The 13,150-nt window shown below is 59.0% G+C and carries 11 protein-coding genes; 6 read left to right on the top strand and 5 right to left on the bottom strand.

The features are described 5' to 3' along the window. Window positions 1-85: 85 nt before the first annotated feature. Entirely contained in the window at window positions 86-2,728 is a 2,643-nt protein-coding gene (gene dnaB, locus K3G63_RS01850) for a replicative DNA helicase (protein WP_220612391.1), read from the bottom strand. A gap of 343 nt (window positions 2,729-3,071) precedes the next feature. Here dnaB and murC point away from each other — a divergent pair, with 343 nt between their 5' ends. Beyond that, window positions 3,072-4,457, top strand: coding sequence for a UDP-N-acetylmuramate--L-alanine ligase (gene murC / locus K3G63_RS01845; RefSeq protein WP_220613848.1), 1,386 nt, complete (start codon window positions 3,072-3,074; stop codon window positions 4,455-4,457). A gap of 65 nt (window positions 4,458-4,522) precedes the next feature. Continuing rightward, a complete protein-coding gene (locus K3G63_RS01840) occupies window positions 4,523-5,233 on the top strand; it encodes an alpha/beta fold hydrolase (RefSeq protein ID WP_220612390.1) in 711 nt (236 codons plus the stop codon). A gap of 46 nt (window positions 5,234-5,279) precedes the next feature. Here K3G63_RS01840 and K3G63_RS01835 read toward each other — a convergent pair whose 3' ends face one another. The 3 genes from K3G63_RS01835 to K3G63_RS01825 are packed head-to-tail and all read right to left on the bottom strand — an operon-like array spanning window position 5,280 to window position 6,817. Continuing rightward, window positions 5,280-5,423, bottom strand: coding sequence for a hypothetical protein (locus K3G63_RS01835; RefSeq protein WP_220612389.1), 144 nt, complete (start codon window positions 5,421-5,423; stop codon window positions 5,280-5,282). 2 nt (window positions 5,424-5,425) lie between these two features. Next, complete coding sequence (locus K3G63_RS01830; RefSeq protein WP_220612388.1) at window positions 5,426-5,995, bottom strand: hypothetical protein; 570 nt, start codon at window positions 5,993-5,995, stop codon at window positions 5,426-5,428. A 24-nt stretch (window positions 5,996-6,019) separates the two neighbouring features. After that, entirely contained in the window at window positions 6,020-6,817 is a 798-nt protein-coding gene (locus tag K3G63_RS01825; protein WP_220612387.1) for a M48 family metallopeptidase, read from the bottom strand. A 296-nt stretch (window positions 6,818-7,113) separates the two neighbouring features. Here K3G63_RS01825 and K3G63_RS01820 point away from each other — a divergent pair, with 296 nt between their 5' ends. Then, on the top strand, window positions 7,114-7,728 hold the full coding sequence (locus K3G63_RS01820; RefSeq protein WP_220612386.1) for a fumarylacetoacetate hydrolase family protein: 615 nt from the start codon (window positions 7,114-7,116) through the stop codon (window positions 7,726-7,728). A 280-nt stretch (window positions 7,729-8,008) separates the two neighbouring features. After that, complete coding sequence (locus tag K3G63_RS01815) at window positions 8,009-10,024, top strand: M23 family metallopeptidase (RefSeq protein ID WP_220612385.1); 2,016 nt, start codon at window positions 8,009-8,011, stop codon at window positions 10,022-10,024. A 119-nt stretch (window positions 10,025-10,143) separates the two neighbouring features. Here K3G63_RS01815 and K3G63_RS01810 read toward each other — a convergent pair whose 3' ends face one another. Further along, a complete protein-coding gene (locus K3G63_RS01810; protein ID WP_220612384.1) occupies window positions 10,144-11,484 on the bottom strand; it encodes an NAD(P)/FAD-dependent oxidoreductase in 1,341 nt (446 codons plus the stop codon). A gap of 220 nt (window positions 11,485-11,704) precedes the next feature. Between K3G63_RS01810 and K3G63_RS01805 the strand changes: the two genes are divergently transcribed. Together K3G63_RS01805 and bcp are read left to right on the top strand one after the other, a co-directional pair. Next, entirely contained in the window at window positions 11,705-12,277 is a 573-nt protein-coding gene (locus K3G63_RS01805) for a lipocalin family protein (protein WP_220612383.1), read from the top strand. Window positions 12,278-12,528: 251 nt separating this feature from the next. Then, window positions 12,529-12,978: a thioredoxin-dependent thiol peroxidase gene (gene bcp, locus K3G63_RS01800; RefSeq protein ID WP_220612382.1), complete on the top strand. Its 450-nt coding sequence runs from the start codon at window positions 12,529-12,531 to the stop codon at window positions 12,976-12,978. Window positions 12,979-13,150: the final 172 nt, after the last annotated feature.

Below are 13,150 nucleotides of genomic sequence, written 5' to 3'. Positions count from 1 at the left end.
GGCTACGTACTACCTAGCTACAAAGCAAAAAGCCTCCTGAGCATGTGCACAGGAGGCTTTTTTACGTCGTGCCTTGCTTGGCAAATTAAAACGGCGGGGGCCCATCATCAAAAGTGCTGCGCGGGAAGGGCTGCGCGGGAGGCGGCCCGTCGTTGTTGATGCGGGAGCCCAAGCGGATGGTGTTCGGGGCGAACCCGCTCTGGTCGTCGTCGAAGGTGCTGGTGGGGAAGGCGCCGGGGTTGAAGCCCGCGTCGCTGAAGCCACCAGCACCATCCAAGTCGGCAAACTTGGTAAAGCGGCCGATGAACTTAAGCTGCACGGTTTCCAGGGAGCCGTTTCGGTGCTTGGCAATAATTACTTCGCCGGTTCCCTGGGTGGGGTTGCCCATTTCATCTTCGGTAATCTTATAGTACTCTGGGCGATACAGGAAGATTACCATGTCGGCGTCCTGCTCGATAGAGCCCGATTCACGAAGGTCACTGAGCTGGGGCTTCTTGTCGCCGCCGCGGGTTTCCACCGAACGGGAAAGCTGCGACAAAGCCAGCACCGGCACGTTCAGTTCCTTGGCAATACCTTTCAGGGCCCGCGAAATTGAGGCAATTTCCTGTTCGCGGTTGCCCCCGCCCTTACCATCGGTGTTCCCTGTCATCAGCTGCAGGTAGTCGATGATAATCATCTGGATGTCGTGGTGGGCCTTGAGGCGGCGGCACTTGGTACGCAGCTCCCGGATGCTGAGACCCGGCGTATCGTCGATGTAAATCGGGGCCGACGACAGGGCCGAAATCTTATGGTTCAGCTGGGCCCACTCATAGTCGGCCAGGTTGCCCTTTTTGATTTTCTCCGAATCCAGCTCCGCCTCCGCCGAAATCAGACGATTCACAAGCTGCAGCGACGACATTTCCAGCGAGAAAATAGCCACCGGCTTCTTGAACTCCACCGCCGCATTGCGCATCGCCGATACTACGAAGGCTGTATTGTGCGTCACAGTCATGTCCTGAAGCAGGAACAGGCGGTTGCCGTCAATTTCGAAGCCGTAGTAGTCATCTTCGCCATCGGCTTCCACCGAAATACCGGTCATGCGCCAGTCCACGGTGCTAGCCCAGGGCTGGGCCTGCTTGCGCGCCACCCGCACCGGCACCCGGTTTATGTCGCCGTAAATCCGCACCCGGTACACTTCGCTCTCGTACCCAATGGCGCTGATGGCGGCCCGCTTCTTTTTCAAAGACGTGCGGAAGCCCAGTGAGTCGGCCAGGAACTTGATCTGCCGGGCCAGGCGGTGGTTTTTCTGCGTGATTTCGTAGCCATTGGACGCCGGGTCCAGATGGCCGTCGGCGTCAATCAGGCCGGCCAGCAGGCGCAGGCGGCTTTCGGTGCTATTGATGAGGTAGGCCTGTGGAATGTGTTTGTCACCAAGCACGCCTAGCTGCCGCAGTTCATCTTGCAGAGAATACTGCGTGAGGCTACCCCCCTGCCGACCACGGGTGATGCCGTAGCTGTTGCAGCGGTTTTCTACTACCCCCACCGTCACCTGCATGTCCAGCTCAGCGGCGTATTCGTACAGGTAATCAATAACTTCCGGGTCTTGTCCCGTAATTCGGCAGTTGTCCGATGAGCCGTCGCCGAGCCACACCCCAAGGAAGTACGGATCAACCTGCACTGGTTGCGCAGCAAACTCCACAGGCACTTTGTAGCCCTTGTAGTTGGAGCGGAACTTGGCCGACTTGCTGAGCCAGTCTTTTACCGTGATGTTGAGCACGTCGCCGTGGCGGTGCTTGCCCTCGGTGCGGCTGCGCTTCAGGGACAGGATGTGGCTTTCGTTGACGCGGTAATCTTCCGCCTTGTTCTGACGCACCCAGTACATCTGCTCCCGGCCGCGGGCAATGCTCAACACCCGGCGCGGGGTCGAGTCGTCGCCCATCAGCAGCTCCCCGGCCTGTACGTCCTCTACATTACGCAGCGTGCCGTCATACATCAGCACCTTGGTTCCTTTTCCAAGACACTTACCCATGCCGGGGCGGGCGGCAATAATCACCAAGTCAGATGGTTGCCAGCCTGAAGTTACACGGTCGAGGGCCGAGAAGCCGCTGGGCACGCCGGTCAGTCCGTCTTTCTGGTCTTTCTTTTCTTCCAGTTCCTTGATGGCCTTGCCCATTAGGCTCCGCATGTCGTCGAAGTTCTTGCGAATGTTCGACTCCGACACTTCAAACAAGGACTGCTCCGTGCTGTCCAGCAGGTTAAACACGTCGGTAGTGTCCTCGAAGGCGTCGCGTTGAATGTTGCTGGCAATGTTGATCAGCTCCCGCTTGATGGCGTTTTCGGTGATAATACGGGCGTGGTACTCGATGTTGGCCGCCGAGTTCACCTTGAAGGTCAGGTTGGCTACGTAGTGCGCGCCGCCGGCTGCTTCCAGCTCGCCCATTTCGCGCAACTCGTGCGTAACCGTCAGAATATCAATGGGCTCCGATTTATCGAACAGATTCAGGATAGCCTTGAAAATGCGCTGGTGGCCATCTTTATAGAAGCTCTGCGGCTTCAAAATATCAATTACGGTGGTAAGGGCGTCCTTCTCCAGCATGAGCGCGCCTAGTACGGCAGCCTCCAGCTCCAGAGCCTGGGGGGGCAGCTTGCCCGCTGGGCCACCCACAGGAACTACCGCAGGGCGGCTGTTCCAGGCAGCTTTGGCGCGCGAGGCCGATAGTTTCAGGCGGTCATCCATCCGGTCGTTCATCACTAGGTAAGCACTACAAGGTAAGCAGGTTGGGCGGTTTGTGGTTGAGACCAGCGAAATTTCCTGGCCCTTTCCGCCCCGTTTTTTGCAAAGGGGTACAAAGCTAATGGCTGAGTGTTACAATCTGGAAGTGGCAGGAAAGGTTTCTTTTTAACGGAAGGTAGCAAGTGCCAGGTGAACGGGAAGAGGTGCGCGCCGAAAGAAGCGAAAGACCATTCTGCGGGCGCTGCCCCTGCGCCCAATGTCCATCTTACCGCCTCTTGCTGGTCACTTCATCGGCGTCTCACCCTTCACCTCTTCACCCGAAACCTTACCTTTGCCGCCTGCTTACCTCACATCTTACATGGCCGCTACCCCTTCTTCGCTTCAACGCCTGCACCTGATTGCTACCGGGGGCAGTATCATGCATAACCTGGCCCTGGCCCTGCACCGCCGTGGCGCCCAGGTTACCGGCTCCGACGACGAGATTTTTGAACCAGCTAAAAGCCGGCTGGCGGCCGCCGGGCTTCTTCCGGCCGAGGAAGGGTGGTTTCCGGAAAAGATTACCCCGGCGCTGGACGCCGTGATTGTGGGCATGCACGCCCGCCCCGATAATCCTGAGCTGCTCAGGGCACAGGAGTTGGGCCTGCGGGTGTACTCGTTTCCTGAGTTTATCTACGAGGCTTCAAAGAATAAGCAACGGGTAGTCATTGGCGGCTCGCACGGCAAAACCAGCATTACCTCCCTTATTCTGCACGTACTACGCTACCACGGCCGCCAGTTCGACTACGCCGTGGGCGCTCAGCTGGAAGGCTTTGATTTGATGGTGCAGCTGACGGAGGATGCCCCCATCATTATCATTGAGGGCGACGAGTACCTGTCCTCCCCCATCGACCGGCGGCCCAAGTTTCACCTCTACCAGCACCACATTGGGGTTATTTCCGGCATCAGCTGGGACCACATCAATGTGTTTCCTACCGAAGAAATCTACCGCGAGCAGTTCAAGGTTTTCGCGGAAATGACGCCCAAAGCCGGGGTGCTTATCTACGACCAGGACGACGAGCAGGTGCAGCTGGTAACCGTGCCCAGCAACCCCGATGTTACCTACATCGGCTACCGTCCGCACGAGCATGTTATCCGGGATGGTAAAACCTTTCTTATCACCAAGAAAGATGATGAAGTGCCGGTGAAAGTGTTTGGCGAACACAACCTGCGCAATATTTCGGCGGCCAAGGAAGTGTGCAAGCAGCTGGGCATCAAGGGCAAGGATTTCTATGAGGCCCTGGGCTCGTTTAAAGGCGCCGCCCGCCGCCTGGAACTCGTGCGCGAGGGCCAGAACTCGGTGGTGTACAAGGATTTCGCCCACGCTCCCAGCAAGCTGAAAGCCACCGCTACGGCCTTCAAAAAACAGTACCCGCAGCGCAAGCTCGTAGCCTGCCTGGAGCTGCACACCTTCAGCTCCCTGAACCCGGCCTTTCTGCCCCAGTACGCCCACACCTTCGACACGCCGGACGTGGCCGTGGTGTACTTCAATCCGCATGTGCTGGAGCACAAGCGCCTACCCCCGCTGCCCGCTGAAGCCGTACAGCAGGCCTTCCAGCGCTCCGATTTGCAGGTGTTTACCAACAGCAAGGAACTAGCGGCCTTTCTGCATGCCCAAAACTGGCAAAACGCCAACCTGCTGATGATGTCGTCGGGAACATTTGACGGGCTGGATTTGGCCCAGCTAGCAACCGAGGTGACCAAGTAATCTGGAGCGAAGGGGGCTTGGCTGAATATCCTTGGCTGCCCCGGCTGCTTCTGCCAGAATAAGACATGCAACATACCCTCCTACTTCTGCACGGGGCTCTGGCATCGGAGGCTCAGCTGAAGTTTCTGGTGCGCGAGCTGCCGCCTTTTTATCAGGTACACTCGTTTTCGTTTAGCGGACACGGGGGCCGGCCGCTGGTGAGCACCGAGTTTTCCATGAAAAGTTTTGCCCGCGAGGTACAGCACTTCATTCAGGAGCGCGGCCTGCCACCGGTGCACGTAGTTGGCTATAGCATGGGCGGCTACGCAGCTCTGGCGGCAGCGGTGGCGGCCCCGGAGCTGTTTTGCAGTATTACTACCCTGGGCACTAAGCTCGACTGGTCGCCGGCTACGGCCATGCTGGAAATCCGGCAGCTAGATTTGGCGAAGATGCAAGAGAAGGTGCCGCACTTCGTGGCGCAGCTTACTCAGGCGCACGCCCCTACCCCCCTGCCGGAGCTACTGGCGGCTACCAGTGCCATGATGCGTAGCCTGGGGGAAGCCCCTTTGCTTACTCCCGCCAAGCTAGCCGAGCTGGAAGTACCCGTACAGGTGCTGGTAGGTGAGCTGGACAAAACCGCCGGCGTGGATGCCTCCCGCTACTTCGCCGACCACATGCCCCGCGCTACCTTCGAAATCATCATGAACACTCCGCACGCGCTGGAAAAAGTAAACCCCGATCTGCTGGTGAACCGCATTGCCCGCTTCGTCGAGACTGTGCAGGAAGGGCTGATATAGGCGCCCCGCCACTCATAAAAAAGGCCCGCCAATTGGCGGGCCTTTTTTATGAGTGGCGGGGCTCCTCTGGCCCATCATCCGGCTTTTTGGGCGGGGGCGGGGTAGGCGGCGTGGGCCGCCGCCGGTCTGTGGTAACCAGCAAGGCCAAAGCCGTGAGCGAGAGGCGCAGAATCCATTTGCGGCTAAGCATACTTACCGGCGCTGAAAGAATCCGTTTTGCTCCTCCACGCGCAGGTCGCAACGGCTGCCGCCGGTGTTTTCCTCGCAGGTAGTGCCCACAATTTCGTTTTTCTCGAAGTTGAAAAAGCAGAACGTGCAGCCTACTCCCGTAATGATGTACCGGGCCGCGTTGGAGCTAAGGTACAGGCTGTTATCCGATGAAGTTTGCAAGGGCAGAGCCATGGCCCGGAACATGCCGTTGCGCAGGCCCATGCCCACCAGGTAGTACACGGCTTTGTCCTTGGAGGTCTCCTGCACCTTCCGGATTACCGTTTTATCGATGGCCGTACCATCGTTGAACTCCCGGGTAAAGGCCCCCGACAGCTGTTCCCGCGGCACGATATAGCGGATTTTACCTTCCGCCACTTCGGCCACCTGCTTGCTGGTAGCCTCCATTTTGCGCCGGTTAAGCACATCCTGGTCGGTAGTGGGCGAGCTGACCTCGGGAAAGCCGCGCTTGGTGGTTTCGCAGGCACTCAGCCCACCTACCAGCAATGCGGCACCTGCCAGCGGAGAAAATAGATAACGCAGGAAAGAATTCATTCGAGTACAGCAAGCCAGCCGCTGTTAGCGGCCTTTATAATAGGTACGAGCCTCGGGCAGCTCTTTCTGAATGGCCGCTATGCGCGTACCATTGGAGGGGTGAGTAGACAGGAACTCGGGCGGTGAGGCAGCATTTTCGCGGGCATCCATGCGTTGCCAGAACGCTACGGCTCCGTCCGGATTGTAGCCAGCCATAGCCATAAAGATAAGCCCCAGGTGGTCAGCTTCCGATTCCTGGCTGCGGCCGTACTTCAGCAGCCCCAGCTGGGAGCCTACCCCTACCGCCTGCAGGAACACGTTTTGGGTGGCCGTAGGGTTCTGCCCTGCCGACGCGGAAAGCACACTGCCCAGGCCCTGAGCGGCCATCTGCTGGCTCATGCGCTCCGAGCTGTGGCGGGCTACGGCGTGGGCAATTTCGTGGCCCATTACCACGGCCAGGCCGTTTTCATCCTGGGTAATAGGAAGAATGCCGCTGTACACGGCTACTTTACCGCCCGGCATGCACCAGGCATTTTCCTGCTTGTCGTTCAGAAGGTTAAACTCCCAAGCGTAGCCTTCCAGCTGGGCTTGGGCATTTTGCTGACGGAAGTACTGCTCTACCGCCTGCTGAATACGCTGCCCTACCCGTTTTACCATTTCAGCCTGCGCCCCGCTAGTGATAACCTGGCTGGAGGCCAGCACTTTCTGGTATTCCTGGGCCGACATGGTATTCATTTCGGTATCCGAAACCAGGCTCAGCTGCCGGCGTCCGGTGATGGGAACAGTGGAGCAGGCCGCTGCGAAAAACAGGCACCCGGCCAGGGCAAATCGGTGGAGTTTCATAGACGAGGGAAAGAGAAGGGAGTAGGTAGGTCGAACTGACGGCCGGGCAACTAGCGCCCAGCAGTAGTGAAAGGCTATACGTGAAGCGCCGGGCAAAATGTTTGGCAGGGGGCTGCCCGTTGCCTTGCTGGCAAGAATTTTACCTTTTTGGCGCCGCGAATTAAGGCTACTTTTGGGGACTTCGGTGGTGCCCACGAAGCAAGGCAGCTATTTTTCACTTATTAAAAAGCCAGCTGCCGGTTAACGTCGCCACGCTCAAGCTCCTACCTTTCTGTTGCCTTCTACCCTTCTGCCTTATGAAAATCCTCTGCATCGGCCGCAACTACGCTGAACATATTGCTGAACTTCAGAACGAAACGCCCGACGCGCCCGTCATCTTCGCCAAGCCCGACACGGCCCTGCTCCAGCGCAACCAGCCGTTTTTCATGCCCGATTTCTCCCAGGATATTCACCACGAAATTGAGCTGGTGCTGCGCATCTGCAAAAACGGCAAGAACATCGACGAGAAGTTTGCCCCTACCTATTTCGACGCCATCGGCCTGGGCATCGACTTTACGGCCCGCGACCTGCAGAGCAAACTCAAGGGCAAAGGCCTACCCTGGGAGCTGGCCAAAGGCTTCGACGGCTCGGCCCCGATTTCGCAGGAGTTCAAGCCCGTTGCGGATTTCCCCGACCTCAAAAACATCGATTTCCGCCTGGAAGTAAACGGCGAGGTGCGCCAGCAGGGCAACTCCAGCCTCATGCTCCACGACTTCAATAAAATCATCAGCTACATCTCCCAGTTCATCACCCTGAAAATGGGCGACCTGATTTTCACGGGTACTCCCAGCGGCGTAGGTCCGGTGAAAATCGGGGACCAGCTGACCGGCTACCTGGCCGGCGAAAAGCTGCTGGACTTGGCCGTGAAATAAGCCGCGTTCGGCCCGCTTATGCGTTGCTACGGGCGGTTGAAATTGCTCAGCTGCTTTGTTGCACACGCTTGGAAGCCAGCCGGGGGTAGGAAAGCTTCATGAAGCTCGCGTGGAACACGTTGGCTTTTCGTGCGGCTTCAGCGCAGCCCTTCGGCCTTGTACTTTCTTTCTACCATGTAACCCTGCCCGGCGGCTGCCCGTCCGGGAAGGCACGATAATGGCTTGCCCAGGCCTGTTGGCGCCGGCGCCACCTTTTTCCGCTGCTGATTTCCTTTCCTGAATGCCTGATTTGTTGACTACCCGGCCGCGGCGCTTGTGTAGCGTAGCCATGCCGTTTTTACTGTTGCTGGGGCTGCAGCCTGCTTCGTGCGGCGGTCAGGAACCCGACTCGACCACCGAGCCGAAAGCGGCCCCTACTGCAACAGCTACTCCCCCTGGTAAGCGCCCCGAAGTGCCGCAAGGCTATTTTCTGTTTCCTATTAAGCCCGGCCAGCAGAACTTTCTGGCGGCCAGCATGGGCGAGCTGCGCCCCAACCACTTTCACGGCGGCCTCGACATCAAGACCGATGGCCGGGTGGATTTGCCGGTGTATGCCGCCGCCGACGGCTACATCTCGCGCATGAAGCAGAGCAGCTTCGGCTACGGCAACGTGCTGTATATCACCCACCCCAACGGCCTGACGACGGTGTACGGCCACCTCAACCACTTCCGGGGGCCGGTGGCGGAAGAAATGCGCCGCCAGCAGTACGAAAAGAAAACCTACGAGCTGGAGCTGTTCTTCAAGCCCGACCAGTTTCCGGTGAAGCGCGGGGAGGTGGTGGCCCTCTCGGGGAATACGGGCGGGTCAGCGGGGCCGCACCTGCACTGGGAGGTGCGCACGGCCGAAGGCGGTCAGCTCAACCCCCTGCAGTGGGGCGGCTTCCAGGAAATTCAGGACCACGTAGCCCCCTCTTTGCAAGCCTTTGCAGTGGAGCCCCTCAGCATTGATGCCCGCGTGCAGGGCCGTTTCGGCAAGTCGGTATTCGTGCCCAAAGCGCCGCCCCTGCCCGACGGCGGCGGCTACGTATGGGCCGATACCATTGCGGCCAACGGCACGGTAGGGCTGCTGGTGCAGGGCTTCGATAGGTTCGACCAGGCCTGGAATAAGAACGGCTTTCAGAAGGTGGAGGTGCTGGTGAACGGCCAGCCGCACTACGCCCACGTCATCGACGATATTCCGTTTCCGGAGGGCTCCCGCCAGGTGAATCAGCACATGGACTACGAATGGCGCGCTACCCAGGGCCGGCAGCTGGAAAAACTGTTTGTGGACGATGGCAACGAGCTGAGCATCTACAAAACCGGCCCCGAGAAAGGAAAGCTGCGCGTAGTGCCCGGCCAGGTATACAGCGTGGAAGTCCGGATGAGCGACTCCTACGGCAACATGACGCCGCTACGGTTCGTGTTGCGCGGCACCGAACCCGCCTACCGCAAAACCCGCTCGGCAGCCGTAAAAACGCAGGCCCTGCGCTACGACATCAGCCGCAACCTGCTGGTGGCCGTAGCCGCCGACCCCGATACGGCTTCGGTGGGCGGCAACCTCACGCTGTTCAAAGGCAACCGCCGCCTCACGCTCAGGCCCAGCTACACCGAGCAAAGCCAGAACGTGTACCTCTACGACCTGCGCGCCGGCCGGCCCGATTCGCTGCAGTTTGGGCGCGTCACGAAGCGCTTCGACCGGCAGGCCCTGATTCCGGCGGGTCAGGAGTTTGGTTTTTCGACGGCCAATCTGAACCTAGGCTTTGGTGCCCGCACGTTGTTTGACACGCTCTTCGTGCAAACCAGCTACAAGCAGGGCCTCTGGACGGTGCAGCAGTTGCGCACGCCGCTCTATAGCACGCTGGCCCTGACCCTAAAACCCGAAACGCCTGTGCTCGACCAGCGCCGCTCGGCCATTTACAGCGTTACGCCCAAGGGCGGGCGCGCCTACGTGGGCGGCAAGTGGCAAGGCAACAGCATTACGGCGCCCATCAAAACCTTCGGGCAATTTCGCATTCTGACGGACACGATTCCGCCCTCGGCCCGCCTGATTAGCCGCGGCCCGGGCGGGGTAGTATTCAAAATTGGTGACGACCTCTCGGGCATTGCCAGCTACCAGTTAGAGGTGAACGGCCAGTTCCACCTGTTGCGCTTCGAGCACAAAAACGCTACCCTCTTCTCCGAACGCGACGACAAGCTGGGCCCGCCCCTGCGTGGCCCCGCTACCCTGCGCCTCACCGACCAGGCCGGCAATGAGAAGGTGATTCATCTGACACTGTAAGCTGATTCTTCAGGAGACAAAAAAAGCGGCTTTCCTCAGTAGGAAAGCCGCCTTTACTTTTGCCTGTCATGCTGAATGGCGCAGGGAGCCCAGCCTCTTCTTTGCGTTCAGCACGATACTTAATCCACCGTCTGCTGCCTGGCGAATTCTTCGCCCACTTTGTCGCCGGGCTGCACGTAGGGCTGAATGATGATGCGGGTACCGCGCTGGTAGGTAAAGAGGCGGTAGAGCCAGTTGGTCATCACAATCAGCTTGCTGCGGAAGCCAATGAGGTAGTAGATGTGCACAAACAGCCACGCTATCCAGGCAATAAAGCCTTTCAGGCTCTTGTTGCCGGGCAAATCGGCGACGGCGCGGGCGCGGCCCACAATGGCCAGGGAGCCTTTGTCGAAGTAGTCGAACGGTTCCCAGGTTTGCCCGCGCATCCGGCGCACCAGGTTTTTGCCTAGCAGGCGCCCTTGCTGCAATGCGGGCTGAGCTACCTGTGGGTGTCCTTTCGGCCACTTCTCGTTTTTCATCAGGGCAATGTCGCCGATGGCGAAGATGTCCTCGAAGCCCAGCACTTGGTTGAACTGGTTAACGAGGTAGCGGCCCCGCTCAATGGTTTCGGCGGGCAGGCCCTCCACCGTGGCCCCGGCTACCCCGGCGGCCCACACCAGGGTCTGGGTTTTGATTTGCTCCCCATCCTTGAAGGTCACCGTTTCGCCATCATACGACGACACCAGCTTGTTGAGCTTGATGTTGACGCCGAGCTTTTCCAGGTACTGGTGCGTGTTTTTACTTGACTCCGGCGACATCGGCGGCAGCACCCTATCCAGGCCATCAACGAGGTAGATGTTCATCAGGCGGAAGTCGAGGCCGGGGTAGTCGCGGGGCAGCACGTGCTGGCGCATTTCGGCCAGGGAGCCGGCCAGTTCCACGCCCGTGGGGCCCGCGCCGGCAATTACAATGTTAAGCAGGCTTTGGCGCAGCTCGGGGTCCTTGGAAATGTTGGCCTGCTCGAAGCTCTGCAGCAGTTGGCTGCGCAGGTTCACGGCATCCGTGAGGTTTTTCAGGCCGAAGGAGTTGTGCTTGATTTGCTCGTTGCCGAAGTAGTTCGACTTGGTGCCGGTAGCAATGACGAGGTAGTCGTAGCTAACGTCGCCGATAAGGGTCGTAACCGTTTTGGTGGCCGGGTTGATGCTGGTAACCCGCACGAAGCGAAAGTGGAAATCATTTCGGTCGTCGAACAGCTTGCGGATGGGCTCGGCAATAGACTCGGGCTCCAGGCCGGCGGTAGCCACCTGGTAGAGCAGCGGCCAGAAGCCGTAGTAGTGCTGTTTGCTGAGCATAACCACCTGAAACTGGTCGTCGGGCAGGTATTTGGTCAGGTTCACGGCCCCAAAGCCGCCCCCGATAATCACAACGCGCGGCTTCGTGGTTTCCGGGATATTGAGCGAGAGTTGTTCCAGATGCAACATAATCGGAAGGAAAGGGTAACCTGAAGCTATACGGCTACCTGTGTAAAGCGGCTGTTACGGTTGACCTCGGGGCTTAGTTGGGCGTAGGAAGCAGCGGGCAGCAGGCCGCCAGTCGGCACCTAACAACTACTCCGGCTTCGGTTCTTCGGCGTGCTCCTTCCCGGGTAATACGTCCGGCCGGCCAGCTGGTGCGTACAAAGGCTTTTCCTACCTTGCTTCTATGCCCAACAACCTGCTCAAACGTCGCCGCCCCGTCTTGTTTACCGTGCTTGGCGCCACAGTGGCCACCGGTGTGGCGGCGTATGCCTACGCGCGTCGGAAGCTGTATCCGCCCCTAGCCACCGTGGACCACGTAAATCTGCACAAGTACATGGGTCTGTGGTACGAGGTGGCTCGCCTTCCTACCCGTTTCGAGAAGGGGTGCCAGCACGTAACGGCCGAGTACAAGCTGCTGCCGGATGGTAAGGTGCGGGTAGTGAACACCTGCCACAAAGAAGGCATCAACGGCCCCGTGGAAAAGGCCACCGCTACGGCCCGGGCAGTCGACAGCACGAACAGCAAGCTAAAGGTGCAGTTTTTCTGGCCTTTCGAGGGCGACTACTGGATTCTGGACCTCGACCTTTCCGACTACCGCTACGCCCTGGTAGGCGAGCCAACCCGTAAGAACCTCTGGATTCTGAGCCGCACCCCGCACCTGGAGCGCAACCTCCGCGACCAACTGGTGGCGTACGCCCGCGGGCTGGGCTTCCCCGTCGAGAACCTCCAGTTCACGCCCCAGCCGGTAAGTGAGTAAGGGAGTGAATGAGTGAGTCGGTCTTTCGGCTGTCATGGCGAGGCAGCCGGACGAAGCCATCCGTCCGCTTAATTGTAATAAGCCTAGTAAATAGACAAACCCTTGGCGCTACCATACGCCAAGGGTTTGTCACATTTCAGGAGGTAGGACGTTGGTCAGGAAGGATGGCTTCGTCGTGCCTCCTCGCCATGACAGCCGAAAGACCGACTCACTCATTCACTCCCTTACTCATTCACTCTTATCTTCGTGCCATGGCACTACCTCAAGTGGGCGAACAGGCTCCGGCCTTTGAAGCCCAGGACCAAACCGGCACCCTCCACCGCCTCCAGGACTATGCGGGCCGCAAAGTGGCCCTCTACTTCTACCCCAAAGACGACACCTCGGGCTGCACCGCCCAGGCCTGCAACCTCCGCGACAACTACCAGAGCCTGCTCGGGGCCGGCATTCAGGTGCTGGGCGTGAGCATCGACTCGGAGAAGTCGCACCAGAAGTTCGCTACTAAGTACGAACTGCCCTTCCCCCTGCTGGTGGACGAGGACAAGAAGATAGTGGAGGCCTACGGCGTGTGGCAGGAAAAATCGATGTACGGCCGCAAGTACATGGGCACCATGCGTTACACCTTCCTGATTGACGAGCAGGGCCGCGTTGAGAAGGTCATTACCAAAGTCGATACCAAGAACCACGCGGCTCAGCTGCTGTAAAGTACCGGAAGCCTCGCCTGTTTCGGCGGGGCTTTTTTGTGAGGTTGAGGTGAGGAGGTAAGTGGTGACACGTGACAGGGCAGTAGCAGACGCGGCGACTTTACCGCCTACATCTGCGGCTAGTCCGCTCATGCTTTACCTAGCACTTATCCCCCTTCACTCCCTTCACCTC

This window comes from Hymenobacter sp. HSC-4F20 (assembly GCF_019599275.1).
Taxonomy (GTDB): domain Bacteria; phylum Bacteroidota; class Bacteroidia; order Cytophagales; family Hymenobacteraceae; genus Hymenobacter.
Note: the sequence above shows the minus strand (reverse complement) of the source record. Positions and strands in the feature narration are given on the sequence as shown.